The sequence below is a fragment of the Anabaena sp. 54 genome, assembly GCF_017355725.1.
Taxonomy (GTDB): domain Bacteria; phylum Cyanobacteriota; class Cyanobacteriia; order Cyanobacteriales; family Nostocaceae; genus Dolichospermum; species Dolichospermum heterosporum.
Genome location: NZ_JAAVWA010000005.1, coordinates 190,932 through 215,447, shown reverse-complemented (window position 1 = coordinate 215,447; position 24,516 = coordinate 190,932). Strand labels below are relative to the sequence as shown.

General features: G+C 36.1%; 33 protein-coding genes. 20 read left to right on the top strand and 13 right to left on the bottom strand.

Translation table 11 applies throughout. From position 1 onward, the window contains the following. The first annotated feature begins 606 nt into the window (after positions 1-606). On the top strand, positions 607-2,712 hold the full coding sequence (locus HEQ36_RS08780; RefSeq protein ID WP_168635935.1) for a M3 family metallopeptidase: 2,106 nt from the start codon (positions 607-609) through the stop codon (positions 2,710-2,712). A 192-nt stretch (positions 2,713-2,904) separates the two neighbouring features. Here the strand turns inward: HEQ36_RS08780 and HEQ36_RS08775 are convergent, their stop codons facing one another. Continuing rightward, positions 2,905-3,162, bottom strand: coding sequence for a hypothetical protein (locus tag HEQ36_RS08775; RefSeq protein ID WP_027402924.1), 258 nt, complete (start codon positions 3,160-3,162; stop codon positions 2,905-2,907). 337 nt (positions 3,163-3,499) lie between these two features. Between HEQ36_RS08775 and HEQ36_RS08770 the strand changes: the two genes are divergently transcribed. After that, on the top strand, positions 3,500-4,486 hold the full coding sequence (locus HEQ36_RS08770) for a cyanophycin synthetase (protein WP_168635936.1): 987 nt from the start codon (positions 3,500-3,502) through the stop codon (positions 4,484-4,486). Between the two features lie 3 nt (positions 4,487-4,489). On the opposite strand, the gene HEQ36_RS08765 is transcribed toward HEQ36_RS08770, so the two are convergent. Further along, positions 4,490-4,840 carry a hypothetical protein gene (locus HEQ36_RS08765; RefSeq protein ID WP_168636189.1) on the bottom strand — a complete coding sequence of 117 codons (351 nt, stop codon included), beginning with the start codon at positions 4,838-4,840 and terminating at the stop codon, positions 4,490-4,492. A gap of 544 nt (positions 4,841-5,384) precedes the next feature. Here HEQ36_RS08765 and HEQ36_RS08760 point away from each other — a divergent pair. Then, positions 5,385-5,993 (top strand): hypothetical protein, encoded by a 609-nt coding sequence (locus HEQ36_RS08760; protein ID WP_168635937.1) that lies wholly within the window; start codon positions 5,385-5,387, stop codon positions 5,991-5,993. Then, positions 5,971-6,384, top strand: coding sequence for a type II toxin-antitoxin system death-on-curing family toxin (locus tag HEQ36_RS08755; RefSeq protein ID WP_233455464.1), 414 nt, complete (start codon positions 5,971-5,973; stop codon positions 6,382-6,384). The genes HEQ36_RS08760 and HEQ36_RS08755 overlap by 23 nt, the downstream gene beginning before the upstream one ends. A 65-nt stretch (positions 6,385-6,449) precedes the next feature. On the opposite strand, the gene bchH is transcribed toward HEQ36_RS08755, so the two are convergent. Next, positions 6,450-10,139, bottom strand: a complete 3,690-nt coding sequence (bchH, locus tag HEQ36_RS08750) for a magnesium chelatase subunit H (RefSeq protein ID WP_168635938.1) — start codon at positions 10,137-10,139, stop codon at positions 6,450-6,452. Between the two features lie 163 nt (positions 10,140-10,302). Here bchH and HEQ36_RS08745 point away from each other — a divergent pair, with 163 nt between their 5' ends. After that, positions 10,303-11,268 (top strand): N-acetylmuramoyl-L-alanine amidase, encoded by a 966-nt coding sequence (locus HEQ36_RS08745; protein ID WP_053540997.1) that lies wholly within the window; start codon positions 10,303-10,305, stop codon positions 11,266-11,268. Between the two features lie 639 nt (positions 11,269-11,907). Here the strand turns inward: HEQ36_RS08745 and HEQ36_RS08740 are convergent. Beyond that, entirely contained in the window at positions 11,908-12,489 is a 582-nt protein-coding gene (locus tag HEQ36_RS08740) for a Uma2 family endonuclease (RefSeq protein WP_027402916.1), read from the bottom strand. Between the two features lie 79 nt (positions 12,490-12,568). Here HEQ36_RS08740 and HEQ36_RS08735 point away from each other — a divergent pair, with 79 nt between their 5' ends. From HEQ36_RS08735 to HEQ36_RS08690, 10 genes are all read left to right on the top strand, one after another. Further along, positions 12,569-12,886: a hypothetical protein gene (locus HEQ36_RS08735; protein WP_053541404.1), complete on the top strand. Its 318-nt coding sequence runs from the start codon at positions 12,569-12,571 to the stop codon at positions 12,884-12,886. Then, complete coding sequence (locus HEQ36_RS08730) at positions 12,883-13,245, top strand: aspartyl protease (protein WP_053540998.1); 363 nt, start codon at positions 12,883-12,885, stop codon at positions 13,243-13,245. Before HEQ36_RS08735 ends, HEQ36_RS08730 begins: the two co-directional genes overlap by 4 nt. A gap of 91 nt (positions 13,246-13,336) precedes the next feature. Further along, on the top strand, positions 13,337-13,651 hold the full coding sequence (locus tag HEQ36_RS08725) for a hypothetical protein (protein WP_053540999.1): 315 nt from the start codon (positions 13,337-13,339) through the stop codon (positions 13,649-13,651). A gap of 5 nt (positions 13,652-13,656) precedes the next feature. Next, positions 13,657-13,944, top strand: a complete 288-nt coding sequence (locus tag HEQ36_RS08720) for an HNH endonuclease signature motif containing protein (protein WP_234413254.1) — start codon at positions 13,657-13,659, stop codon at positions 13,942-13,944. Between the two features lie 52 nt (positions 13,945-13,996). Then, positions 13,997-14,191, top strand: coding sequence for a hypothetical protein (locus HEQ36_RS08715; protein ID WP_228043854.1), 195 nt, complete (start codon positions 13,997-13,999; stop codon positions 14,189-14,191). 160 nt (positions 14,192-14,351) lie between these two features. Then, positions 14,352-14,822, top strand: coding sequence for a hypothetical protein (locus HEQ36_RS08710; protein ID WP_053541000.1), 471 nt, complete (start codon positions 14,352-14,354; stop codon positions 14,820-14,822). 80 nt (positions 14,823-14,902) lie between these two features. After that, positions 14,903-15,220: a hypothetical protein gene (locus HEQ36_RS08705; protein WP_027402913.1), complete on the top strand. Its 318-nt coding sequence runs from the start codon at positions 14,903-14,905 to the stop codon at positions 15,218-15,220. Continuing rightward, positions 15,217-15,579 carry an aspartyl protease gene (locus HEQ36_RS08700; protein ID WP_053541001.1) on the top strand — a complete coding sequence of 121 codons (363 nt, stop codon included), beginning with the start codon at positions 15,217-15,219 and terminating at the stop codon, positions 15,577-15,579. The genes HEQ36_RS08705 and HEQ36_RS08700 overlap by 4 nt, the downstream gene beginning before the upstream one ends. Positions 15,580-15,614: 35 nt before the next feature. Next, a complete protein-coding gene (locus HEQ36_RS08695) occupies positions 15,615-15,881 on the top strand; it encodes a type II toxin-antitoxin system ParD family antitoxin (protein ID WP_168635939.1) in 267 nt (88 codons plus the stop codon). Then, a complete protein-coding gene (locus HEQ36_RS08690; RefSeq protein ID WP_306459842.1) occupies positions 15,878-16,096 on the top strand; it encodes a type II toxin-antitoxin system RelE/ParE family toxin in 219 nt (72 codons plus the stop codon). The genes HEQ36_RS08695 and HEQ36_RS08690 overlap by 4 nt, the downstream gene beginning before the upstream one ends. Before the next feature lie 173 nt (positions 16,097-16,269). Here HEQ36_RS08690 and HEQ36_RS25995 read toward each other — a convergent pair whose 3' ends face one another. Continuing rightward, complete coding sequence (locus tag HEQ36_RS25995; RefSeq protein ID WP_367272404.1) at positions 16,270-16,377, bottom strand: type II toxin-antitoxin system Phd/YefM family antitoxin; 108 nt, start codon at positions 16,375-16,377, stop codon at positions 16,270-16,272. A gap of 122 nt (positions 16,378-16,499) precedes the next feature. On the opposite strand from HEQ36_RS25995, the gene HEQ36_RS08685 reads away from it, so the two are divergent. From HEQ36_RS08685 to HEQ36_RS08675, 3 genes are read left to right on the top strand one after another with little or no spacing between them, the layout of a single operon-like run. Next, the gene (locus HEQ36_RS08685) at positions 16,500-16,739 is read left to right on the top strand and encodes a hypothetical protein (RefSeq protein ID WP_027402910.1); all 240 of its coding nucleotides are present in this window, start codon (positions 16,500-16,502) and stop codon (positions 16,737-16,739) included. Continuing rightward, positions 16,736-16,975 carry a putative toxin-antitoxin system toxin component, PIN family gene (locus HEQ36_RS08680; protein ID WP_267902182.1) on the top strand — a complete coding sequence of 80 codons (240 nt, stop codon included), beginning with the start codon at positions 16,736-16,738 and terminating at the stop codon, positions 16,973-16,975. Before HEQ36_RS08685 ends, HEQ36_RS08680 begins: the two co-directional genes overlap by 4 nt. Positions 16,976-17,022: 47 nt before the next feature. Next, positions 17,023-17,250, top strand: coding sequence for a putative toxin-antitoxin system toxin component, PIN family (locus HEQ36_RS08675; protein ID WP_367272406.1), 228 nt, complete (start codon positions 17,023-17,025; stop codon positions 17,248-17,250). 29 nt (positions 17,251-17,279) lie between these two features. Here HEQ36_RS08675 and HEQ36_RS08670 read toward each other — a convergent pair whose 3' ends face one another. The 4 genes from HEQ36_RS08670 to HEQ36_RS08655 form a co-directional block, all read right to left on the bottom strand. Further along, entirely contained in the window at positions 17,280-17,612 is a 333-nt protein-coding gene (locus HEQ36_RS08670; RefSeq protein ID WP_168635940.1) for a XisI protein, read from the bottom strand. Beyond that, positions 17,600-18,019, bottom strand: a complete 420-nt coding sequence (locus HEQ36_RS08665) for a XisH family protein (RefSeq protein ID WP_168633116.1) — start codon at positions 18,017-18,019, stop codon at positions 17,600-17,602. The genes HEQ36_RS08670 and HEQ36_RS08665 overlap by 13 nt, the downstream gene beginning before the upstream one ends. 71 nt (positions 18,020-18,090) lie before the next feature. Continuing rightward, positions 18,091-18,312: a type II toxin-antitoxin system HicB family antitoxin gene (locus HEQ36_RS08660; RefSeq protein WP_168635941.1), complete on the bottom strand. Its 222-nt coding sequence runs from the start codon at positions 18,310-18,312 to the stop codon at positions 18,091-18,093. A 30-nt stretch (positions 18,313-18,342) separates the two neighbouring features. Next, positions 18,343-18,501 carry an element excision factor XisH family protein gene (locus HEQ36_RS08655; protein ID WP_168635942.1) on the bottom strand — a complete coding sequence of 53 codons (159 nt, stop codon included), beginning with the start codon at positions 18,499-18,501 and terminating at the stop codon, positions 18,343-18,345. A gap of 229 nt (positions 18,502-18,730) precedes the next feature. On the opposite strand from HEQ36_RS08655, the gene HEQ36_RS08650 reads away from it, so the two are divergent. Continuing rightward, on the top strand, positions 18,731-19,096 hold the full coding sequence (locus tag HEQ36_RS08650) for a DUF2513 domain-containing protein (RefSeq protein WP_233455490.1): 366 nt from the start codon (positions 18,731-18,733) through the stop codon (positions 19,094-19,096). 12 nt (positions 19,097-19,108) lie between these two features. Continuing rightward, positions 19,109-20,737 carry a HEPN domain-containing protein gene (locus tag HEQ36_RS08645; RefSeq protein ID WP_168635944.1) on the top strand — a complete coding sequence of 543 codons (1,629 nt, stop codon included), beginning with the start codon at positions 19,109-19,111 and terminating at the stop codon, positions 20,735-20,737. A 192-nt stretch (positions 20,738-20,929) separates the two neighbouring features. Here HEQ36_RS08645 and HEQ36_RS08640 read toward each other — a convergent pair whose 3' ends face one another. The 4 genes from HEQ36_RS08640 to HEQ36_RS08625 form a co-directional block, all read right to left on the bottom strand. After that, a complete protein-coding gene (locus HEQ36_RS08640; RefSeq protein ID WP_039202651.1) occupies positions 20,930-21,259 on the bottom strand; it encodes a XisI protein in 330 nt (109 codons plus the stop codon). Next, the gene (locus tag HEQ36_RS08635) at positions 21,247-21,663 is read right to left on the bottom strand and encodes a XisH family protein (RefSeq protein ID WP_039202650.1); all 417 of its coding nucleotides are present in this window, start codon (positions 21,661-21,663) and stop codon (positions 21,247-21,249) included. The genes HEQ36_RS08640 and HEQ36_RS08635 overlap by 13 nt, the downstream gene beginning before the upstream one ends. 125 nt (positions 21,664-21,788) lie before the next feature. Continuing rightward, complete coding sequence (ahcY, locus tag HEQ36_RS08630) at positions 21,789-23,066, bottom strand: adenosylhomocysteinase (protein ID WP_168635945.1); 1,278 nt, start codon at positions 23,064-23,066, stop codon at positions 21,789-21,791. A gap of 451 nt (positions 23,067-23,517) precedes the next feature. After that, positions 23,518-24,327: a hypothetical protein gene (locus tag HEQ36_RS08625; RefSeq protein WP_053541013.1), complete on the bottom strand. Its 810-nt coding sequence runs from the start codon at positions 24,325-24,327 to the stop codon at positions 23,518-23,520. Positions 24,328-24,516: the final 189 nt, after the last annotated feature.

Genomic DNA, 24,516 nt, shown 5'->3' with positions numbered 1-24,516 from the left:
TATCGCCACAAAACTCGACAAAATAAAAGTAATTATTGGGAGAATAGTTGCTAGAATTCTGCTTTTAGCTTTCCTATGATATAGGAGTCCGGTTTGATTCTTGTTCATTATACCGAGGCTCAATCGTTGATTCGATGGGGTTTACGGTTTACAGCTTGTATGGCTTACGCTACGCTATCAAAAATCAAATAGTAGCCCTATTAGTCTGTCAAGCTTGAAATTGTGAGTTATTAAATTTTATAACCGTTTGTTAGCAATACTTTCAAACTTCGTTAACACACAAAATTAATATTGACAGACCACTATGTATCTGAGCTATCAAAAACAAATTCAGTAGTTATAAAGTTGCAGCAGTATGGTTTACGCCACACTACGATACGCTATCAGAATGAACTTTTTGTATAACTGGCATAGGAATAGAGGTAGATTTAATTATTTTTCGTATAGAAATATACTTATTTGATTCTAGTCTCCTAACTTCTGTATCTGTTGAGTAAGATTGCCATTCTAGCAACGCGAAATTTTGTCGCAACGTTAAATTATTAGTTATATAAAGAAAAATCAATCGTTGTTTCCCACTAATTCATCGGCTATTAACTCACTACCATGCGTGCAACTGCTACTATTTATCAGAATCCCCTACTTCAAAGCTGTAGTTTACCCGTATTTGCGGATATTAAATCAGAGCAAGTCGAACCAGCTTTTAGTCATCTATTGGCAGAACTGGAAAAGCAATTAATTGACTTAGAGGCAAATATAGAGCCTACTTGGAACGGTTTAGTAGAACCTCTAGAAAAATTGACAGAAAGACTAAATTGGAGTTGGGGAATACTGAATCATTTAATGGGTGTAAAAAATAGTCCAGAACTACGTATTGCCTATGAAAAGGTACAGCCGCAAGTAGTTCAGTTTATGAATATCCTGGGTCAAAGTAAACCTATTTATAATGCTTTCAAAGCAATTCGGAATAGTCCTAGTTGGGAAACTTTAGATTCAGCCCAGCAGAGAATTATCAAAGCTGCAATTCGGGATGCAGAATTGTCTGGTGTTGGTTTAGAAGGAAAAGATAGAGAGCGTTTTAATACTATCCAGATGGAATTAGCAGAACTGGCAACTAGGTTTGCTAATCACGTTCTAGATGCGACGAAAGGCTTTATTTTAATTCTCACCACCCCAGATGACATTGATGGTTTACCAAGTAGCTTGTTGAGTCTTGCAGCCCAAGTTGCTCGTGCATCTGGTGAAGAAAATGCCACCCCGGAACATGGACCTTGGCATATTACTTTAGATTTTCCTAGTTATTTCCCATTCATACAGCACAGTACCAGGCGGGATTTGCGTGAAAAACTCTATAAGGCTTATATTACCCGGGCATCTTCTGGGGAATTAGATAATAATCCTTTGATTATACGAATTTTAGAGCTAAGAAAAGAACTAGCTAAATTAATTGGCTTTGAAACTTTTGCTGAACTGAGTTTGGCTAGTAAGATGGCTAAGGATATTCCCTCTGTAGAAAGGCTGTTAGAAGAACTCCGTCAAGCTAGTTATAATGCTGCTGTCAAAGATTTAGAACAACTCAAAGCCTTTGCCAAGGCGAAAGGAGCCGTAGAAGCCGAAAATTTGCAGCATTGGGATATTAGCTTTTGGGCTGAACGTCAACGGGAAGAACAATTTGCCTTTACTGCCGAGGAGTTACTTCCCTATTTTCCCCTGCCTCAAGTTCTAGATGGGCTATTTGGGCTGGTAAAAAGGCTTTTTGGGGTGACGGTGACACCTGCTGATGGTCAAGCCCCAATATGGCATGAGGATGTTCGTTATTTCCAAATTGCTGATAAATATGGTGAACCCATTGCCTATTTTTACCTAGATGCTTACAGCCGTCCTGCGGAAAAGCGTGGTGGTGCTTGGATGGATGCTTGTATTCACCGTCGCAAAGTTACAGAAAATGGTTTAACTACTATTCGGCTACCTGTAGCTTATTTGATTTGTAATCAAACTCCCCCTGTAGATGGTAATCCGAGTTTGATGGCTTTTGATGAAGTGGAGACATTGTTCCATGAATTTGGACATGGTTTACATCATATGCTGACTAAGGTGGATTATCTGGGGGCAGCAGGTATTAATAATGTTGAGTGGGACGCAGTGGAATTACCGAGCCAGTTTATGGAAAACTGGTGTTATGACCGCCAAACCTTGTTTGGCATGGCGAAACATTATGGAACAGGGGAAGCATTACCGGAACATTACTACCAAAAATTGTTGGCGGCACGTAATTACATGAGTGGTTCAACTATGTTGCGGCAACTGGATTTTAGTAGTGTGGACTTGGAGTTACATTACCGCTATTGCCCTAATAGTCAGGAAACTGTGACAGATGTGCGAAACCGGATTGCTAGGTTAACGACTGTGTTACCACCATTACCCCAGGATGCGTTTTTATGTGCTTTCGGTCATATTTTTGAAGGGGGTTATGCAGCGGGATATTATAGCTATAAATGGGCTGAAGTTCTCAGTGCTGATGCTTTTGCCGCTTTTGAAGAAGTAGGTTTGGAAGATGAAGCTGCAATTCATGCGATTGGCAGACGTTACCGAGATACGGTGTTAGCACTAGGTGGCAGTCAGCATCCAATGGATGTATTTAAAACCTTCCGGGGACGAAAACCCAGTACCAAGGCTTTACTCAAGCACAATGGACTGCTGGCTGCTGTGTAAGTTAGAAGTCGAAGGGATGAGGGAATGAGGAGAATATTTATCTTGAATTGTGCCTCTTACCTCTTGTCTCTTGTCTCTTGTGGATTTACAGGAATACCCGAAGTCCCTTGGGGAGAACCCCACCTCTGGTTTAGAGAACGCAAGGAATCCAAATTAAGTGGTTTCGGTGAACCAAGAATCTCATTGAGAGTGTTAAATAACAACTTCTTCCCGTTGGCAATCAAAGAAAAGCTCAAAAACAGTGTTAGGAATCATCTGACGGATGTGCTGAATATAGCCTTCGGCATCAGAACGACTGCGAAACCTGGAAACAATTACTTTTTCTTGTTCGGTGACAACACGGGCTACAGCCCAACCATTCAGCCTTTTTTTGTAGGCGTTATCTTCTCTTGCTGTAGGCATGGCTTGATTTTCTGAGGTGATATTTTTGTAATCCGTATTTTGTGGCATGATTATTTTATGCGTATGAATTTGAGTGAAGGGCGTTAGTATGTCTCTTAGCCAAAGATGTACTAGCGTCTTTTATTGATGATGCCACCTTGTTATTACATATTTTCAAAATTGTCAATACGTGATGCAACAACTTATCTTTTAAGAATGTTTAGTTTTATTTAATGCCAATGGGTATTTACTGAGTAGTTTAGTATTTAGATACACATAAGAACCAAAATCATTGTGTAATATATGGCATAATTCACGAATGATTTGAGGTTTCGGCTTGGGAAATATTTACGAATATTGCCATACTTTTTCAGGGTAATTTTGAAAGAATCCGAGAAAATAAAAAATGTCAATTACATCAATCATCCAAAAAGTAGCATTGCAAATAGGGGCTGTGATTTTAGTTGAACCAGAATATGAATTTGTGGGGCATATTACTTTTAAAAATGGGAAAAAGTCGGTTTTTAGTCATGCCAAATTGAATATTAATGGTTTCGCCTCAGCCGAATTAGCTAAAGATAAAGCCTATAGTAATTTTTTTCTGAAGCACTTTGGATATCGGGTGACAGAGGGAAAGACATTTTTTAGTGATCAGATGTGTGCTAAAATAGCTCATCCTCGAAATATTGATGATGGATTTAATTATGCACAATCAATGGGATTTCCTGTGATTGTTAAGCCGCTAAATCTGAGTCAAGGTATATTGGTGACTAAGGTGCATAATCAGGAGGAATATTATGATGTTGCTAATAAGATATTCCAAATTAAATCAGGGTTGATTGTTGAAAAGTTTTATAGTGGTAATGACTATAGAATTGTAGTGTTAGATGATGAGGTGATTACGGCTTATCAAAGAATTCCTTTATGTGTTGTTGGTGATGGTATATCTAATGTTTTGGAGTTGCTACAACAAAAACAGGAAAAAATTATTAGTACGGGTAGAAAAAATGTGATTAAATTTGATGATTTTCGCATTTCCCAAAAATTAAAAACACAAAATTTTGATTGGGATAGTGTGATTCCTCATGATCATACTGTTTATCTTTTGGATAGTGCTAATTTATCAAGTGGAGGTGAAGCGGTGGATTTTTCGGAAACTATTCATCCTGATTTTCAGAAGTTAGCAATTAATATGACTAAAGATATTGGACTCAGGTTAGCTGGGGTGGACATACTTACCGATAATATTACTATGCCGATGGTAGATTATACGCTGATTGAAGTCAATGGTTCTCCTGGGTTAAATCACTATGCTGCTAGTGGTAAATTAGCAGCAAAGAGAGTGGAAGAGTTATATTTGAAAATTCTCCAGGTGATAGAGAATGATGGTTAAGGGTTACAAATTTTTGCCTAGTAGTGATTCAAGTTCTCCTGACAAAGAGTTCATATCTGCGACTCTAGCTACGAGTAAACTATCGTGTCCGGCATCGTTTAAGCGGGATTTCCAATAGTTAATACTCTCAGCATTATTCATCCAAAACTCAATTACTGTATCTACTACTTGATCTAAATTCCAACCCCATTTAACGGGGACTGGTTCTATAGATGCGAGGAAGGCATCTAAGGTACAAGTGTGAGTTCCTAGATATTCTATGCCTTGGTGCTGCGGTTTTACTAAACTCTGTTGTTGATGATTGAAAAAATGCAAAACAGGAGATACACCTACCAGATTGAAGCTGTATTTAATCATTCTAGTCCTCCTAATGAATTCATCAATTGCCGAGAAACTTGAATTTTGGGCAAAAAACTCTTGCGGAAAAGTCCGCTAAATCTATCTAGAAAAAGGAGAATTTTTGCCTACTACATTAGTTTCAAGATTAAGCTAGAAATTAGCACTCAACCCCTGTGAGTGCTAGGGTTTATTTGGTTGTTACATTGTATTATCTATTATTTGGAGAATAATTTCAAGATTGTAGATAGCTTTTTTATTTTGTGTTATTGTAATTTCTATTCAAGGGAGGTACAATAGGAAATAATTAACCGCAGATGGAAGAAGATGGACGCAGATAAACGCGGATAAATTTGTACTTTATTAGACTAGGAAAAGTTATATTGTCAATGTGTTGGGTTGCACTTCGTTTAACCCAACCTATGATTAATTGATAATAAAGTGCGATTTAACGATTTTTGGCTTAGGCTATATTAGTAACTGACAGACTGGATTATTATGGGTTTTTCAGTTAAAATAGTCCTAGTGAAGCGCATAATATTACCAGAGAGGTACATAAAATATGGTATACAGCTTTACATTCCCACAAGAAATAATTGACAGCATTCAGGAAAGGATAGAAGTCCTGGAAAGATGCTTAAATGATGCTAACCCGCAAGATGAAGCAATGGCGGAGATGCTTGAGTTGGCTAATATTCGGCAAATATCTTTTAGTGAGTTTAAAGAAGAAGCAAGACAGATGTTATATCTACTTCAAAAATTTTTGAAGTTAGATAAGAAATTAAAAGAACAAGAAAAACAGGGCGATTTATCAATTCTACTCTTTGTTAGATACAATTTTTTATTCAAAGAAATTATAGACAATTACTGGAATTTCTTTCAAACAAAAAAAGGTAGAAAATTATTCAAAGCGATATTCATGCTTTGGGAAAAAACTTACAAAGAATTTCCAAGGATAAGACAGTTTAACAAAAATGAAATATACATTATTTTAGAAACACTAAAAAATATATTGCTTTCAGTAATTGAAATAAGTTTGAAAATTAATGTATTGACAGAAGAACAGGTTAATTTTAACATAGAAGATATCACACCTAAAGAATCGGAAACCACACTAACGTTTTTGGCATCTATAAAAAAATGGGATTATGTGTATAGAAAACTTGCATAATCCTAAATTTATTGAGGATAAAAAAGAGGTTTTAAGAATACACAGTGAGCTTCTCATTCAATATGGTGGAGAACCAGGTATCCGTGATGAAGGCTTGCTAGAATCTGCGATTAACCAGCCTCAAGCAAGTTTTGGGGGAGAGTTTTTACATCCTACTATTGTTGAACAAGCAGCAGCATATTTGTTTCATATTACTAAAAATCATGCTTTTGTAGATGGTAACAAACGCACTGGATATGGTGTCATGGTGACATTCTTGAACTTGAATGATTATGAACTGAACATGACACCAGAAGAAGCGGAGGCATTAACAATGCAGGTTGCTGATAATAAAGTGAGTAAAGAAGAGTTAATTGAGATATTGAGATATTGTATTATAGAATTGTTTTAAAGTATCAGGTGAAATGTGTTGGGTTGCACTTCGTTTAACCCAACCTACAATTAATTTTGAATTTTTTACGCGGTTACTCCTTCCAATTGTTCATCGCTTAATTCATACAACTGACGCAATTTTTCTAATTTATCTCCATCAGCTTGCCATAAACCGCGTCCTGATGCTTCCAACATTCTCCCCAAAATATTTTTAAAAGCTTCGGGATTTGCTTTACGTAATTTTTCCGCCATTTCTGGATCTAAAGCATAGGTATCTGCGGCTTGATCATAAACCCAATCATCTTGAAAATCAGCAGTACCACCCCAACCTATTAACGCCGTCATGCGTTGGGAAATTTCAAAAGCACCACCAGAACCTTGATTAGCCATTGCGTCAGCCCATTTAGGATTTAATAACTTGGTTCTGTATTCCATTCGCAATAAATCATCTAAATTGCGGGGTGTGGTGTCTTTAGAAAAACTTTCGACAAAACTGGCTTGTACTTTTTTGCCGCTTTGTTTTTCTGCGGCTTTTTTCAAACCGCCTGTATTGGCATAATATTCCTGAATATCGGTTAATCCATATTCTACCGAATCTATTTCTTGAATAATGCGATCGCTAGTTTTTAATAAGGTCTGTAATACTTCTGGTCTAGCTTGTCCTTTATCATTTCTACCATAACTAAAGACATTGCGACTTTCCCAAGTATTTCCCAAATCTTCTCCAGATTCCCAATTACCATCAACCACCCTATCATTAACTAAAGAACCAAAATCACCAGAGGGATTAGAAAACAATCTTGCGGAAGAATTTTCCACACCTTGGGCTTTCAAAATCAAAGCGTGTTTTCTGATAAAATTCATTTCCTCCGGTTCATCAATTTCCGCAGCCCGTTGAAATAAATCATCCAATAATTCAATGATATTCACAAAACTATCTCGGAAAATACCCGATAGATTTGCTAACACATCAATACGCGGATGTCCAACCTCAGCCAGAGGTTTTAAATCATATCTAACGATGCGTCCTGTTCCTTCCTTCACAGGTTCAGCACCTACCAATTCCAAGAGAATCCCCAAAGATTCACCCTTAGTTTTAATAGCATCCAAACCCCATAATAAAACTGCCACTGTTTCTGGGTATTTCTTATTTTCATCTAAAGACTGAGAAATAATTTTCTTAGCAATTTCCTTACCCCTTTCAAAAGCAGCAGGAGAAGGCATCCGATAAGGATCTAAAGCATGAATATTCCTACCCGTCGGTAAAACACCAGCACCATCACGCAACAAATCACCACCAGGTGCAGGAGGAATAAACTCACCATTTAAACCCCGCAAAAGATTTGTTAACTCATCAGTAGATTGATTTAATAACCTTGTAATTTCCTCTTCCTCCTTCTCTCTGTGTTCTCTGTGGCTCTGTGGTTCGTTTCCAAAATAAGCATCCAAATAACCAGTTAACTCCTCATGATTCGGTGCTTCACCTAAAGTATGTAAACCAGAAGAAAAAAGACGATTTTCGAGAACTTGGAGATACTCATACAACTTAACCAAATAATGATCAAAAGCATGATTACTAAACATCCTCACATTTTCCGGTGTAAAGGGAATACCCAACCTTTTAGCATCATCAAAAGGACAATCTACCTCCAAACCAGTATCAACAATTTTTTTACAAATCCCTTCCTTTAACAGATAATTCTTTTCTGGATCTTCCCGATATTCTGCAATTAAATCGCGTAAATTCACCAATTCCTTATATAAACCAGCGCGTCCATAGGGTGGGACATTGTGAGAAATTAATACTCCATAACCACGACGTTTGGCTAAGATTGATTCGGAAGGATTATTTGCGGCATAGATATAGAGATTTGGCAGATTTCCCAAGAGAATATCAGACCAAGAATAGCCAGTATTTCCTAATGGTGAACCGGGCAACCATTCAACGGTTCCGTGCATTCCGAAATGAACAACTGCATCAGCTGCAAATTCATTTTGCAACCATTTATAATAGGCTGCATATTGGGGATGGGGGGTTAAATCTCTTTCAAACATTAACCGCATGGGATCACCTTGAATTCCCAAAGGTGGCTGGACACCTATCCACACATTTCCTAATTGCACACCACCAATATTGAACTCATCACCATAGGTTTTAATGCCGCTACCGGTGAGGTATTTCCATTGTTTTTCAATGCGAGATGTAAAAAGATATCCTAACCATTTTTCTAAGGTTCTGGCATTAACGGTATTTTTATTTTGTGGAGACGTTTCATGAAACGTCTCCACATTCATGGGATTAATTTCATCTGCTTCTTTAATTTGTTGGATTAATACTTCACCATCTTCAGGAATATCACCAACTGTATAACCCTGTGCTTTGAGTGCATTTAGTAATTTAATTAAACTGCGAGGAACGTTTAATAATGCAGCAGTTCCCACTGCACCGTAACCGGGGGGAAACCCATATAAAATAATGGCAATTTTCCGTTGGGAAATAGGTTTTTGGCGGAGAGAAACCCAACTTTTAACTCTATTAGTTAATCGCTGCATTCGTTCAGGAACTAAATAAATTTGTTCACCGACTAAACCACCGAGGGGAATTGTATCAATCGCACCATCTAATTCTGGCAAAGCATACAGTACAACACTTTGCAATCCGCCTACACCTTGGCGCGTCCAAGAGTAAATATCTTGAATTAATAACGGTGCAGCGACGATATAAGGGACATTTTTGGCTGTGAGAATGCGTTTAGCTACTTCCACCTGTCTTCCTGCTTCCATTGAACCAGCCGGACCACCAACTAGGGGAAATCCAATGGTAGAAACTATGGCATCAATTTTTACTGCTTCTGCGGTAAGGGAAGGAGTTTCAATGTTACCTCTTTGACGTTGTTGGGTTTCGTAGTCGCTGGTCATCCAATCTCTGACGGCTACGTGACCTTCTACGCCGTTGATAAAGATGGGTAAGGGAGTTAAACCGGCTTTTTCAAAATAGCGGATCAGTTGGGGAATATAGGGCAATTTGGTGATAACGTGCTTTCGGTAAAGTAAAATACCAATGATTGGGCGCAGGCCCTGCGCCCCTACGTCCTGGTCCCTTTTCCGATACCATTGTAAATATTCACGCGGTGATCTAAAAAACCCTTGATATTCGGGATGTAATAAACCCATGTCGGGGGTTTCGATGGGTGGCGGTATATCTCCAATTTTTAAATCTAAGTATTTTTCCGCAATTGTCCAAAATAAGGCAGCGACGTTTTCTGAACCGCCAGCGTTCCAGTAACCATAGATAATTAACCAGTTACGAAGGTCTTGGACTTTTTGGACTGGGATGAATTTTAATAACTTGGGTCCAATTTTCAAGAAACTGATATAACCGGCGAGTTTGTCTTCTTCTTTACCGTTGCTGAATTTGTCAAGGATGAATTTAATGGGTTTGGGCATTCCTGCGGGTTTGTCACCGATAGCGAATGCTCCTATTTTGGTTAAACTAATTAATTCCAGTGCTGACTCGAAAATGAGACGGATAGGAATATTGGCGACGCGCTCTCGCAACCACACAACTTGGTCATAATCGAAGAGTAAACTGCCAAAGAACACATCTGCGTTTTTCAGGGCTGCTTCTACTTCCGTGCTATTGGTGGTAATATTGCGATCGCTAAATACTCGAATATCCAACTCTGGACACCGGGAACTAGCCAAATCAGCCGCTTTTCGGTACAAGTCCACGTTAAACGATTCAAACCCAGCAATCAAGACAATGCGTTTCATGCGCTTTTGCTACGAAATATTTCTTTACATTGATCTTAAACATTTTTGGGGATTAATGGGGGAATCTCTACCTAGAGATTAAAATGATGTCTATGCTTTTTGGAACTAAATTAACCAGTAGCAGACTCTTGGCATAGCAACAAAGTCAATTAAGGAGATAAAAATGAAATTCGGCATTGATATTGGTCACAACTGCCCTCCCGATAGTGGTGCAGGTGGTATTAAATCGGAAGATAAGTTAACAATGGAAGTGGGTAATAAGGTTATTGCTAAATTAGAAAGTTTAGGACATACAGTAATCTCATGCAAACCAAATAGTGCCAGTACAGTAAATCAATCATTAGGTAGCCGGTGCGAAAAAGCCAATAATAACCGAGTAGATTTTTTCGTATCTATTCATTTTAATGCTTTTAATGGACAAGCTAATGGGACAGAAGTATTTGCTATTAGCGACGCTGGCAAAAAAGTTGCCCAAAAGGTATTAGATGAAATTGTCAAATTGGGCTTTTTTAATCGTGGTGTTAAAAGTGGTTCACACCTGTATGTTCTCAAAAGAACAAATATGCCAGGAATTCTCATAGAAGGTTGCTTCATTGATTCTGCCAAAGATATGCAAATATATGATGGTGAAGCAATGGCTAATGCCATAGTTGCCGGGTTAACAGGTAAAGTAGCAAGTACTTCTGTAAATCCTGCTTCTAATGCTCCTGCAAATCCTGTTATAGATGAGGAACAGAATAAAGATAAGAGCATTCTCAGACTACAACAGGCTTTAAATCGGCTGAAAATTACTGATAAAAATAATCGTCCCTTAGTAGAAGATAATGGCATGGGAGCAGCTACATCTTCAGCAACGGAAAAATTCCAGAGAATTGTGGGAGTTTTACCAACAGGAATTGCTAGTAACACTACCTGGGATGCTATCAATCAGATATTAGCTAAACGAGTTATTCAAGGAACTCATGCTAGTGGTGTGATTATCAGATATTTACAATATCGTATAGGTGCTAATCCCGATGGTATTTATGGTTCGCAAACGGAAGCAGCACTCAAGAAATTTCAACAGCAAAATGGTTTAACGGCTGATGGTATTATTGGGGCAATGACTTGGCAGAAATTGATAGGTTAGGAGCAATTTTTTACCTAATATCTATCCAGACTTCATAAAGGATATTGCTGGTAAATAGGGGGTTTTAAACGGTTATACTCCCTATACTAGTAGTCTGTCAACCCGAAAATGACGGGTGAAGGCAAGCAGGGGGAGAAGAGAGGCAGGGGGGTAGGGGAGGGAAGAACAGAAGTTTTTTCCGAAGAACTCAACTCGTCTCATTCCCAGTGTCTGACTGGGAATGAATTCTAGAAGGCTCTGCCTTCAATGATATTAGAGGCAGAGCCTCATCAACTGCATTCCTAGTCAGAGACTAGGAACGAGATGTGGTAGGGATTTGAGCTTAAGTTGACACCTATGAACACTGCTAAACCCCTACACATCTGGGTTCTTTGTCATTTGGCAAAAGTTTAAATCTCACCCGTGTGTAGTATAAAAGTTCTATGGCTATTATTAGTCCTGAGTTAGCAGCAGCTTTTAATGATGAAACTAAGAGAATGTTTGAAAAGTTTTTAATGTATAAATAAACCCCTCTGGTAAACCTCTCCAGTATTAAATGTTATTCCTTTTCCCTCTCCTCTTAGGAGCCTCTTAGGAGAGGGTTAGGGAGAGGTGCGGGGAGAGGCTTTGAAACCCCCATTCCAGCTAAGTAATCTTATTTTATTTACTTAAATTTGTAGGAAAAGTAACGTCTTCATAAACATTAGTTAGAGAACAAGAAAAATTCACACTGTTTAACTCTAATTGTTGATTTACTCTATAGCTATAAAGAACCCATCTTCCTTCAGCATTGCGCCGAAAACAATCAATCCTTTGCCGATTCTGGCTTACTAAAACATATTCTTGTAAAGTGTCTAATTCTTGATAATCACTAAATTTATCACCTCTATCTAAGGCCTCTGTAGAAGGTGATAAAACTTCAATAATTAAACTCGGATATCGTTTAAAATATTCAAATTGTGTATCTCTTGAATCGCAAGTTACCATAATATCAGGATAATAGAAAATATCTAGAGATTCAATTCTCGCTTTCATATCAGCGACATAAAGACGGCATCCTGTACCACGAATATGATTTCTTAAAAGGGCGACTAAGTTAGCGGTAATTGTCACATGGGCATCACTAGCACCAGCCATTGCGTAAATTTGCCCTTGGATATATTCATGTTTAATAGGGCTGGATTTTTCAGCTTCTAAATATTCTTCTGGGGAAAGATAGGGGTGAGATTGGCTAAGAGTCATATTAGAAAACTTTTATATTGATTATTTAGATAATATCATATATTGTGTTACAATGTTAGTTGGAATTGAGGTTAAAAATATGACTCACATAACATCAAAAAAAGTAGTAAGAAGAGGAAGAATTTTTCCTGAATTGACTATATCACCAGAAGAATTAGCCAAACGAGAAGCAGAAGATGAAATATTTTATCAACGTTGTCGGGCAATTTTTGAGCGTGTCCGTCCTCAATATATCGAAAGTCACTATGGTTGGTATATTTCCATAGAACCAAATAGTGGGGAATATTTAATTGATCAGGATAGAATGCAATCTCATAAAAGAATGTTGGAAAAATATCCTCAAGCTAGACACTTCGTTTTTTGTTTGAATGAAACGGGGACAACTGGCACAATATGATAGATGGTTATTTTGGAGAAAATGGGCAATTATTTTTTGAGATTGAATTAGTTACTGATGATGGCTTAAATCTTCCTATAGATGCACTATTTGATACGGGATTTGCAGGTTTTATGGCTGTTAATACACAAGATTTAAATGGATTAGAATGGGTGTATAGTGGGGAGGAAATTTTACGGACTGCGAAAGGTGAATCAAAATTTCAGATTTATTTAGGTCAAGTGATATTAGACGGAAAGCAGTATCAAATTCCTGTGAACGTGGGTAAAGGTATTAATGAAATTTTATTGGGTTCTGAGTGGTTGAAGTTGTTGCGTTTGGTGGTGGATTTTCCAGAGGGTATTTTAACTTTGGGATAATTTTTTATTTCGCGCAAAGATACAAAGGAGCAAAGGCGCAAAGGAAGAGAAGTGTTATAAAATATATATAGTTCCAATACCAGGATAAATCATGACTATTCAAATTAATGCTCCTCCTGCTATTGATTATGCACCTCTGGAATTACAAGGGGAATTAATCGCTATGCAAGAATTAACTATTGAGGAGTTATTAACTATTGCTCAAAGTCGAGTTCCAGAAAGTCAGCAAGAATTACATTTACAACTTTTAGAAAAAAATCAAAATAATCAATTAAGTGAATCTGATAGATTATTATTGAAATCGCTGCGAGTGAGTGCTGATTATTTAATGTTGAAAAAAGCCTATGCCTATGCACTTTTAAAGTGGAAAGGTTATTCTCTTCCAGATTTTGAGCAATTAGTATAATACCAGTGTCATCTATTTCTAAATCTCTTCGTCAACAAGTTATTAATGAGGCGAGCTATAGATGTGAATATTGTCGCACATCTAGCCGTTTAACAGGTATGCCTTTAGTTATGGATCATATTTTGCCTAGTTCTTTAGGGGGAAATGATGAGCGAGAAAATTTAGCTGCTTGCTGTTATCGTTGTAATGAGTTTAAAGGAGCGAAAATAACAGCTAATGATCCTGTAACGAATGAATCTGTATCTTTGTTTAATGCTCGTCTACAAAGATGGTTAGAGACTTCCAAGAAATAAATTATCCCAAGAAACGAACCACAGAGGCACAGAGTACACAGAGAGAGAATTTTTGCATCAGTTTTGGGACATTTTTTTATTTGGAAGTCTCTTAGATCATTTTCAATGGGCAAATGGTGGTACTCATATTATTGGGATAACTGCTATTGGCAGAGGTACGGTTTTAGCTTTACGATTAAATAATGAAGATGTTGTCCAAGCTAGGGCTATTTGGATTGGTTTAAGTTGGCATCCTCCTAATGATTAATGATGGGGATTTTTGGGGTTTTTATTTCGCGCAAAGAAAAAATGAAACCCCAAACAAAGGTTTTTGTAATCTTACCTATTGACAAATGATAAGGGTTACGTATAATAGTACGTAATATTATATTCATATTAAGTCAGCGTTTCTGGAAAACGCAGGTATCATGTCAATGGCAATTTTTAGCAATGCTTACTCAGATGAGTTAGTGACAGCTACTGAGTTAAATCGTCAACCTGGAAAGGTTTTAGATAAGGCTTATGAACACCCAATTACTATTACTAGAAATGACCAATCTTTTGCGCTGTTGCGTCGTGAGGATGTGGCTTATTTAGTGAAAGGTGTAACACAAAGTAAGGCGGTTTTTGAGGTATTATCGTTGGCGTTTCGGTTATTGTTGGGTCAAGAAATTGGTTATGAACATCCTTATGGTTGGTTGCGGGTTTTTGATGCTGATGAATTGCAAGAGTTTATTAAAGAAGTGAGTGAGGCTTTTCGCTTAACTGATACTTCTAATCAGGCTTGGGATTTGATTGATGCTATTATTTATGAATGGAAAGAAAGTTCTATAGCTATTAGTAGTCCTGAGTTAGCAGCAGCTTTTAATGATGAAAATAAAGAGGGAAAATCATGTTAAAATTTATGTTCAAATAATGATAAAAGTTGCAATTAAGCACAATTTAAGTTAAGATAATAAATAGAGTTAAAGTTAATGATATGACTCACATAACATCAAAAAAAGTGGTAAGAAGAGGAAGAATTTTTCCTGAATTGATTATATCACCAGAAGAATTAGCTAGACGAGAAGCAGAAGATGAAATATTTTATCAACGTTGTCGGGCAATTTTTGATCGTGTCCGTCCTGAATATATGGAAAGTCACTATGGTTGGTATATTGCCATAGAACCAGATAGTGGAGAATACTTTCTTGATCAAGATAATATCCAAGCTCATAAAAAAGTCCATGAAAAATATCCAAAGGCTAAGAATTATGTGTTTTGCTTAAATGAAACAGGAACGACTGGGAGAATATGATTCAGGGAAATTTTGGTAGTGAGGGGCAGCTATTTTTTGAGCTTGATTTGATTACGGCTGATGGATTAAATCTACCTGTGGATGCGATGTTAGATACAGGATTTACCAAGTTTATGGCAATTAATACTCAAGATTTGGATGGACTGGATTGGGTTTTTCTTGGTAATGAACCTATGCAAACAGCACAAGGTGAATCAAGGTTTAATATCTATTTAGGTAAGGTAATATTGGATGGTAAGGAATATGAAATTCCTGTTCATGTGGGGGATAATATTACAGAAGTTTTATTAGGTTCTGAATGGTTGAAGTTTTTGCGTTTGGTTGTGGATTTTCCAGAAGGTATTTTGAATTTAGGATAATTTTTTATTTCGCGCAAAGGCGCAAAGGTGAAATCATGAATATCCAAATTAAACCGGAATTAGAGCAAATTATTCAAGCGCAAATTGCTATGGGTAGATATACAAATCCTGAAGATGTAATTAGTAAGGCTTTGAAGTTACTTTTGGAGTGGGATAAGGGTTATCAAAATTGGTTGGAAGAAACACGGGAAAAGGTTGATATTGCTATTGAACAATTGGATAGAGGGGAAGGTATTAATGGAGATGTTGTGATTTCACAATTGCGGGATAAGTTGCGTCAAGCGAGAGAGATACAAGGATGAAAATACATATTATTTCTCCAGAAGCTAGTCGGGATTTATTAGAAATTATTGATTATTTTGCCAATAGAAATATTGATGCTGGAGAGCGTTTTGTTGATGAATTTGAGAAAAAATGTAAATATTTAGCTAATTTCCCCAATATGGGGCGTAGCTATGAATATATTAGGGTTGATTTGCAGGGTGTTCCTTTGGATGGTTATGTTATTTTTTATTGAGTTATTAATGGTGGGATTGAAATTGTGCGTGTAGTTAGTGGTTATCGAAATCTGGAATCTTTGTTTACAGAATCAATGGATGATTGAAACTTTATCTCACGCAAAGACGCAAAGGAAGAATACAAAAAATTTAACCCTCTGCAAAACCAGTAAACTGCCTAATATGAGGCGCTCTAAATCGCTTTACCTGATTCCATGATAATTATACTTTCTCCTGCTGCTACTTGGTGAAGATAGCTAGTGAAGTTTTTCTGGATTTCATCAATGGTTATGGTTAACATGAGATGATTGTTTAGGAATGTTTCTAGTATATCAAGAAGTTATGAATATTTTTATTTCACGCAAAGGTGCAAAGGAAGAGAAGTGTTATAAAATATATACAGGATAAATAGCAGAATAAATCATGAATGCTTACAAGACTTATATCACCATTGAAGACCCGAAGCAGGTAGTTTTATCTGATTTACCTTTTCAAGTTGGACAGCGTGTGGAGATTATTGTTTTAGCTGAAGATAACCCGCAAGTTACAATTAGTAATAAGTTGCGGAATTTATTTGATAAAACTCAGGCTATTTCTGGTGTGGAAGAGGTTACAGAGGAGGATATAGCCGCAGAAATTGAAGCTTATCGGCGTGGGGAATGAAAGTTATTATTGATACTAATGTTTTAGTTTCTGCTGTTCTCAAGGGGAGAGAACCAAGGGATGTTATTCAATTTGTTGTGGATAGTCCTAATTGTGATTGGGTTGTTTCTGAGGAGATTTTAGCAGAGTATCAGGATGTGTTAAGTCGGAAGAAGTTTAAGTTGACAGATGAAGTCAGAAAAGAATGGTTAGATATTATAGATTTGGTGACTACATTAGGAATGAGGATTAAATAAAGTGCAAATCTTGTTAGATGTAATCTAACTAATGTTAGACGGTCGTTATCAAGAATTGTAAGTTAATAAATCCACGTTCCTTAGTTGATGTTCAGGTAACTATAGATTTTGCTAGAGATAGAAAGGATGAAAAGTTTTTAGCTTGTGCTATCGCAGCAGAGGCGGATTTTTTAATTACTGGAGATGCTGATTTTAATCAAGCGCAGAATTTAGTGAATACTACTATTGTTTCTGTGTCTATGTTTAAGCGGTTGGTTTGTGATTTTAGGGGATAATCAAGCGATTAGAACGATACATAAAAAAGTTAAACCGATGCAAAACCTGTAAACTGTCTGACATAAGGTGATCTAAAACCTAAAACAATATCTGTTTTCGGAACACCTAACGCTACTAATTGATGAGGAATTCCTTCTTCGGTAAAATCTCTTTCAATCCAAATTTTACCATCTTTAATACTAATATGAATGGGAAACCAGTAAATTCTCTTTTCATCTTTCCATCCTGTAACCAATAATAAATAAACATCCCTTTCTGTATCAAAAACAAGTTCGAGATTTTCTGAATCTTCTACACATTCTTCTTGTGCATACTTTTGAATGAAATTTTTAACTATTTCTCGATAATCTAACTTTTCCATAGTAAGATTTCCTCTCTTTTTACATCAAACACTAATAACTTAATGTCATAAGTCTGTAAAACAGTTTGAATAAAAGAATCTAGAAAAAATCCTTCATATATATCTTCAGATATAGCTAGATATAATATCCTGTGAGGATCTTTCTGTGTTAATACTACCTTATAATTCAAAAACTGACCAATAGCTGTATGAAATTCAGAAATGGCTGAAAGTCCTATAAAACTTTTTACCTCTACGGCTATTTTTTGATTATCTTTCTCCGCAGTAATTAACTTTTCTGCACCTAAGTCTATTCTCACTTTAACTTTTTCAGTAAGTTCAAAAGATAAAGGATCATGAGTAATTAGCCAATTATCTTTTTCTAAAGCTAACCTAACTGCATTGTGAAAAAAGTCTTTTGCTGACATAAGAAGTTAAAGTGATATTTTATCTTAGATTATACCTAATTTGTTAAGTTGTTAATTTACAAACTATGAAGTTATGAAGCTATTTGATAAATTACAGGTTTATATCTTGCTTCGGGAATGGGTTTACCTTCTATTTCCGCAGCTTTTAACCAAGCAGCTTTGGCTTTGAGAACTTCTTGCAGTGCTTCTTCTTCAGTTAAACCAAATCCTGAACAATATTTTAAATCAGGAATATCAGCAATATAACCTTCATCTTCTTGACTGTAGAAAATATTAATGTGATACTGCTTCATTGCTCATTCTCCAAAGTGAGTGCATATTCTTCAATCAAAATCAAAAATTGACGAACCTGATTCTGCACCTAAGTCTATATATAAATCTCTTATACCCCATTTGAGAACAAATGGATCTTTGGTGATTTGCCAATTATCTTTTTCTAGGGCATTTCTAACGGTATTATGGTAAATGTCTTTAGCTGGCATAGGGATAAATTTATACTACAATATATAGTATATTAATTTGGGTATTTACAAAAAGCCCTGGCGATTAGAAATCGCGGCTATACAAACGAAGTCCACCTGCGTGGACTAAAAACAAAATTTTTGAACCCGCGAAGGCGGGTTTTGTCTGTGTAGACGCGAATTATATTCGCCGGGTGCTATACTTAAAATACACATAAAATCCAATTAGATATACGTGAGTGTTATTAACATGAAACGAGACTGGAATCTTGTCAGACAAATATTGCTTCAAACTGAATCCTCTCCTCCAGGAGTTTATATTCAAAGTTTTACCTGTGAAGGATTTGATAGAGCTACGATTATTGAACATATTGAAATTATGATTGAGTCCAAATTACTTGATGGTGTTGTTTACAAAACTTCTATGGTAGGTTGTGCAAGTTTTGTAGTATATAAAATTACCTGGGAAGGACATAATTTTTTAGAAGATGCCAGAAATGATACTATCTGGAAAAAGGTAATGGCAGAAGCAAAGGATAGGGGAACTTCTACAAGCTTTGTGGTTATAAATGGACTTTTAACTAAAGCTGCACAGAAATTTGCAGGACTAGGATAAGTAGGTAGTAATATGGAATTCAAATTTGTAAAACCTAAAGATGAAAAAGAAGCTAATCACACTTGGAATACTTTAATTAATAGTTTAATTAAAAGAAAAAATTATTGTATTGCCTCAACCCTTGAGGAGCAAGAAAAAGCTCGTAAATTTGGATATTTAATAATTAATTCACAAATGTGGATGTTTAATGATGAATCAATTAAGATTTTTTGGATTTTTTGTGAATTTATTACTATTTTTTTGAAAACTAATTATCTAAATAATAAAACGAAAGATATAACAACTTATCATACTATTTATAAATGCCTAAAAATAGAAATTGAATTGGAAATTACTAATATTAATCAAGGCAATAGAAAGAGAGAATCTAAGGATGTACTGACAGCAATATTTTCTCGTATATCTGAACAAATAAAAGAATATGAATTCTTTTTCGTTGTAGACGGTTTAGAATTACAAGAAATCAATAAAATATGTTTTGGTAATATTAAAGTAGTCAAATTTGATGAAAATTCAATGAATGATTTCTATGAAAATAATATTGAAATCAATCCTTCATATGCTGAAAATCTAAAACAATATATTGCAGATAATTTTTTGAATAAAGTAGTGATGATATGTTCATCTGTTGGTGATTCAGATAAAGCTGAGGAAATTGTAAGATATAAATCTAAAGAATTAATAAATTATTTTAGATATTTAATATGTGTTATGGCACATGATAGGATTTCAGACAATATGATAAAGATAAATATTGCGGCTGAAGCGTATACTCAAACTGAATATGTTCTAAGAAGAAAAGTTGCTAATAATACAACAGCTTCTATAAGAGGTAGAGGAAGAAGGAGTTTACATAAATTCATTATTAATGAAAATCTACTGAATGACTTAGAGGAAAAAGCTTTTTTAAATGAGTATAAAACTGTTTTAAATACTAAATTAATTAGCGAATTAGAGGGTAGTATTATAACTGCGATATATTGGACTGGAGAAGCTCAAAATGAATTTGATCTTGATATTGCATTTTTAAAATATTGGACTGCTCTTGAAACTATATTTTCTAACGAAAAGGAAAAAATTACTCATGCTTTGTGTAAAGGAATTTCAATTACCCTAGCATTTAGTAGTTATCATTTTATTGAAGTTTGTGAAACCTTGACTATTTATAAAAGAATTTCTTATCTTTATGATAAACGTTCAAAAATTATTCATACTGGATTCAGGCAAAGTATTACTGCACAAGAACTATCAGAAATTTGCAGATATACTTCATATGTAATTTTAAGTTTGTTTGATTTCAGAAATCAAGGTTATACAGAATTAAAGCAGATTGGTAGAGAAATTGAAAGACTATATAAGATTGTAAATCGAGAAAAAACACAAAAAATAACAGAACTGGCTGATAAAATCCAGAAAATATTAGAAGAGATAAGCACTTTAAACTCAATGAATACAACTACTGAAAAGATGATAATCGCAGCTAAAAGTCTTGAACATATAGAAAATAATTCCAACTTAATACAGGAAATTATGAATGCGATAAGACAAGGTGGTATTACAGATTTGGCAAAATTACTTAATCATCCATCTGCACCTTTTTTAATTGTTGCTTTAGAAGGGTTGCAAAAAAAAATAAGTTAGTGAAATTTTCTCAAAAAAGTTTAAACTTTCATCTTATTTCTTCTTCCCTTCTTCCTTCGCGCTCTTCGCTCCTTCGTGGTTCATTAAATAAGTCCATAACACAAAACGAAAAAAAAGGGATAAGCAAAACGCCTATCCCCAAAAAAGCAACTAATCATCAAGTTACCAAAATCCAACAATTGAATAAAAAATCTAAACCGATGCAAAATCAGTAAACTGTCTCACATAAGGTGATCTAAAACCTAAAACAATATCTGTTTTTGGTACACCTAACTCTACCAACTCATTAGCTACTCCTTCCTCTGTAAAATCACACTGTATCCAGATTTTTCCATCCTTAATATCAACATGAATCACCGAACCATAAGTTCGTTTTTCACCTTCCCAACCTAGATGAATGACTAAATAGTGATTTTTTTGATCATCAAATATTAATTGTATTTCCGTTCCCTTAGCTAAATGACTTTCTGTATGTCTTGCTAATACAGTCTGTACCAATTCAGGATAATTTATTCCTTCCATAAAACAATCTCCTCTTTGCTAATTTCAAATATCAATAATTTTAATTTATGTTCAGCAATTATTTCTTGAATCACAGGTATTAGAAAAAAAGCTGTATAGATTTCATAACTAATTGCTAAATATAAAATACGATCAGGTGCTTCTTTTCTTAAAACAGAACGGTAGTTAAGTGTTTGTCCTAAAGCCGTATGAAATTCACTGATAGCTGATTTTCCCAAAAAAGATTTTATTTCAACTGCTATTTTTTCTCCTTCCTTTTCTGCTGTTAAAAGTCTTTCTGCTCCTAAATCAAGACGAAATTCTATAGTATCTACTATAAATCTTAAAGGATCGTCAGTAATTAACCAACCATCTTTTTCTAAAGCTAACCTAACTGCATTGTGAAAAAAATCTTTTGCTGACATAAAAACTTATAATAACACCCTCCATCCCATTATATCCTCCCTCTGCGCTCTCTGCGTCTCTGCGGTTCGTTAAAAAAAAGGGATAAGCAAAACGCCTATCCCCGAAAAATCAACTAATTAATGACTTACGTTCCAGACTGCCAAGAATTGGTATAGTCAATTTGCGCGGCTGTCAAACTATCAATGAAAATGCCCATAGCTTGCAACTTCAAACGAGCAATTTCCTCATCCACTTCTCTAGGAATAGAATGCAAACCAGCAGCTAAACTACCCTTATTCTTCACCAGGTATTCAACAGCCAAAGCTTGGTTAGCAAAACTCATATCCATAACTGCGCTGGGGTGTCCTTCAGCAGCAGCCAAATTAATCAAACGTCCTTGTCCGAGAACAACAACGGATTTACCATTTCTCAACTTATACTCTTCAGTGAAAGGACGGACATCCTTGATTTCCTTAGCATTAGCAGCCAAGTATTTCAAATCAAGTTCCAAATCAAAGTGACCAGAGTTACAAACGATCGCACCGTCTTTCATCACATCGAAGTGTTCACCCCGAACGACGTGCTTGTTACCTGTGACAGTAATGAAGATATCACCGTGAGGCGCTGCTTCTGCCATTGGTAGCACGCGGAAACCATCCATAACGGCTTCAATAGCCTTGATGTGGTCAATTTCGGTAACGATGACATTTGCACCCATACCACGGGCGCGGAGGGCTGTTCCCTTACCACACCAGCCATAACCGACAACGACAACAGTTTTACCAGCTAACAAAATATTTGTAGCGCGAATAATCCCGTCTAAGGTAGATTGACCAGTACCATAGCGGTTATCAAAGAAGTGCTTGGTGTCTGCGTCGTTGACGTTCATCGCAGGGAATGTAAGAACGCCTTCGTTAAACATGGCGCGTAACCGCACGATACCTGTAGTGGTTTCTTCGGTGCTACCAATTAAATCAGCGATTTGGTTTTGACGGTGTTGAACCAATTCTGCTACCACGTCGCTACCGTCATCAACAATGATGTTGGGGCGGTGATCTAAAGCTATTTGGACGTGACGGCTATAGGTAGCGGCATCTTCGCCTTTTTGAGCAAATACGGCAATACCATGATCAGCTACAAGACTTGCAGCTACGTCATCTTGAGTTGATAAAGGGTTACTAGCAATTAAAACTGCATCAGCACCACCGGCTTTGAGGGCGATCGCTAAATGTGCAGTTTCTGTGGTGACGTGGGCGCAAGCTGAAATACGCAATCCAGCAAAGGGCTTTTCTTTCTCAAAGCGATCGCGGATTTGCTTCAATACGGGCATTTCTCTTCCAGCCCATTCAATCCGTTGTCTTCCCAAGGGAGCGAGGGCGAGGTCTTTAACCTCGTGCTTTAATATGGGAGTTGTTGCAATCATGAAAATTATCCTCTAAAAAATGAAACAGGTCTATAAACCTTTACGTACTTTAACAATATTTTCTGACAACTAGCCATATTTTCTCGTAAATACTGATTCCCGATTTATCAGCAAAAGTAATTTTGCCAATTATATGCCGAAATATATCAGATTTGATATAGTAAAAATATGGAAAAAACTGATAAACCTCTAGTTTTATTACATGGATAAGTTCAGAAGTTAAGTACAAATCATGAGAGAACAAACCACGAAGGAACGAAGAAAACGAAGAAAAGAGGGTTTCAGAGATATTTTGTGTAAGTCATAAGATAGTCAACCCAGAATTGCTAATGCTGAAAATGGAGATGATTCTGTTTCCATTGAGTTATTAATACGTGCAATGTTAGCTACTGGTGCAACTCCCCAGGATATCGGCCAGATAATTGCTAGTGTGCAGGGGTGAGAGTATTTTCTAAGTTAATGAAGCCAAAGTTTGTATCAACAGATGAGATTCTTTACCAATATCACCTTGTAATAAAAATTGATACCATTGTTGTAACTGTTGCCGAGCTAAAGTATAAAGCGGATCATCAATACCTGAGTGAAAAAGTTCTATTATCGCCTGTCTTTGAGTCTTTCCCCGTCCTAAAATCCTCAACCAGAGAGTGGAAATATCTATAGGTAGTTCATTTGTAACAACGATAGTAGTAGAAAAAATTGCAGGTAAATTATAAACACCTGGAATATTCACAGCAGATGATTTAATTCCAAATCCTTGAAAATGGTCAGGAAAAATAGAGGGAACGATGATCAATTGAGTTTTATTATCATCCTCTTCCGATTTTTCCCGATCTATATCTTTTAAAGTTTCATTTACAGGAATAATCCCGCCATTAGTTTCACTTGTCCACGTTAAAAAATGATTTATACAGTTTCTTACTTCCTGCGTGTTTGGTGTCCAGCGTAGAGGTTGAATAATACAGGGAGTTGAAGTAAGTTCTCCCAATAATCCCAAGGATATCCTAGATTTATTAATATCAGGTTCAAACAATACATCCACTATTTTTGCTTCCGCCACCACTTCGGGACTAACTAATATATTAGGGTTATTAGTAAAGAGTGTTTCTATATATGTACGTTCCCAACCAAATCGAGAAGGATGTTTATAGACTCTTAATTTAGGGTTGCGGGGAATAAGTTCATTCAGGAAAACATTACCATAATTACTAAGTAGTGCAGAAAGGTAATTTTGGGCAAAAATCACAAAAGATGGTCGAGACATAGGAAATTTTTCAAAAATATTATTTCTAAGATATTATACATTTAATTAGCCATATTTTATCATAAATACCTATTAGCTAGTAGATACTACCTTTATCTTCAATATAAGTAAGATTAAGACCTGATCTAACTTTTGGCTTTTTCATCCTTCTCTGATAAGACTATAGCAACCTTGCGAATTACCCAAGGA

Excerpts from the sequence above, each read along its gene's own strand:
- HEQ36_RS08780 (WP_168635935.1), top strand. The coding sequence starts at position 607 with ATGCGTGCAACTGCTACTATTTATCAGAATCCCCTACTTCAAAGCTGT.
- HEQ36_RS08775 (WP_027402924.1), bottom strand. The coding sequence starts at position 3,162 with ATGCCACAAAATACGGATTACAAAAATATCACCTCAGAAAATCAAGCC.
- HEQ36_RS08770 (WP_168635936.1), top strand. The coding sequence starts at position 3,500 with ATGTCAATTACATCAATCATCCAAAAAGTAGCATTGCAAATAGGGGCT.
- HEQ36_RS08760 (WP_168635937.1), top strand. The coding sequence starts at position 5,385 with ATGGTATACAGCTTTACATTCCCACAAGAAATAATTGACAGCATTCAG.
- HEQ36_RS08755 (WP_233455464.1), top strand. The coding sequence starts at position 5,971 with ATGTGTATAGAAAACTTGCATAATCCTAAATTTATTGAGGATAAAAAA.
- bchH (WP_168635938.1), bottom strand. The coding sequence starts at position 10,139 with ATGAAACGCATTGTCTTGATTGCTGGGTTTGAATCGTTTAACGTGGAC.
- HEQ36_RS08745 (WP_053540997.1), top strand. The coding sequence starts at position 10,303 with ATGAAATTCGGCATTGATATTGGTCACAACTGCCCTCCCGATAGTGGT.
- HEQ36_RS08740 (WP_027402916.1), bottom strand. The coding sequence starts at position 12,489 with ATGACTCTTAGCCAATCTCACCCCTATCTTTCCCCAGAAGAATATTTA.
- HEQ36_RS08735 (WP_053541404.1), top strand. The coding sequence starts at position 12,569 with ATGACTCACATAACATCAAAAAAAGTAGTAAGAAGAGGAAGAATTTTT.
- HEQ36_RS08730 (WP_053540998.1), top strand. The coding sequence starts at position 12,883 with ATGATAGATGGTTATTTTGGAGAAAATGGGCAATTATTTTTTGAGATT.
- HEQ36_RS08725 (WP_053540999.1), top strand. The coding sequence starts at position 13,337 with ATGACTATTCAAATTAATGCTCCTCCTGCTATTGATTATGCACCTCTG.
- HEQ36_RS08710 (WP_053541000.1), top strand. The coding sequence starts at position 14,352 with ATGTCAATGGCAATTTTTAGCAATGCTTACTCAGATGAGTTAGTGACA.
- HEQ36_RS08705 (WP_027402913.1), top strand. The coding sequence starts at position 14,903 with ATGACTCACATAACATCAAAAAAAGTGGTAAGAAGAGGAAGAATTTTT.
- HEQ36_RS08700 (WP_053541001.1), top strand. The coding sequence starts at position 15,217 with ATGATTCAGGGAAATTTTGGTAGTGAGGGGCAGCTATTTTTTGAGCTT.
- HEQ36_RS08695 (WP_168635939.1), top strand. The coding sequence starts at position 15,615 with ATGAATATCCAAATTAAACCGGAATTAGAGCAAATTATTCAAGCGCAA.
- HEQ36_RS08690 (WP_306459842.1), top strand. The coding sequence starts at position 15,878 with ATGAAAATACATATTATTTCTCCAGAAGCTAGTCGGGATTTATTAGAA.
- HEQ36_RS25995 (WP_367272404.1), bottom strand. The coding sequence starts at position 16,377 with ATGTTAACCATAACCATTGATGAAATCCAGAAAAACTTCACTAGCTAT.
- HEQ36_RS08685 (WP_027402910.1), top strand. The coding sequence starts at position 16,500 with ATGAATGCTTACAAGACTTATATCACCATTGAAGACCCGAAGCAGGTA.
- HEQ36_RS08680 (WP_267902182.1), top strand. The coding sequence starts at position 16,736 with ATGAAAGTTATTATTGATACTAATGTTTTAGTTTCTGCTGTTCTCAAG.
- HEQ36_RS08670 (WP_168635940.1), bottom strand. The coding sequence starts at position 17,612 with ATGGAAAAGTTAGATTATCGAGAAATAGTTAAAAATTTCATTCAAAAG.
- HEQ36_RS08665 (WP_168633116.1), bottom strand. The coding sequence starts at position 18,019 with ATGTCAGCAAAAGACTTTTTTCACAATGCAGTTAGGTTAGCTTTAGAA.
- HEQ36_RS08660 (WP_168635941.1), bottom strand. The coding sequence starts at position 18,312 with ATGAAGCAGTATCACATTAATATTTTCTACAGTCAAGAAGATGAAGGT.
- HEQ36_RS08655 (WP_168635942.1), bottom strand. The coding sequence starts at position 18,501 with ATGCCAGCTAAAGACATTTACCATAATACCGTTAGAAATGCCCTAGAA.
- HEQ36_RS08650 (WP_233455490.1), top strand. The coding sequence starts at position 18,731 with ATGAAACGAGACTGGAATCTTGTCAGACAAATATTGCTTCAAACTGAA.
- HEQ36_RS08645 (WP_168635944.1), top strand. The coding sequence starts at position 19,109 with ATGGAATTCAAATTTGTAAAACCTAAAGATGAAAAAGAAGCTAATCAC.
- HEQ36_RS08640 (WP_039202651.1), bottom strand. The coding sequence starts at position 21,259 with ATGGAAGGAATAAATTATCCTGAATTGGTACAGACTGTATTAGCAAGA.
- HEQ36_RS08635 (WP_039202650.1), bottom strand. The coding sequence starts at position 21,663 with ATGTCAGCAAAAGATTTTTTTCACAATGCAGTTAGGTTAGCTTTAGAA.
- ahcY (WP_168635945.1), bottom strand. The coding sequence starts at position 23,066 with ATGATTGCAACAACTCCCATATTAAAGCACGAGGTTAAAGACCTCGCC.
- HEQ36_RS08625 (WP_053541013.1), bottom strand. The coding sequence starts at position 24,327 with ATGTCTCGACCATCTTTTGTGATTTTTGCCCAAAATTACCTTTCTGCA.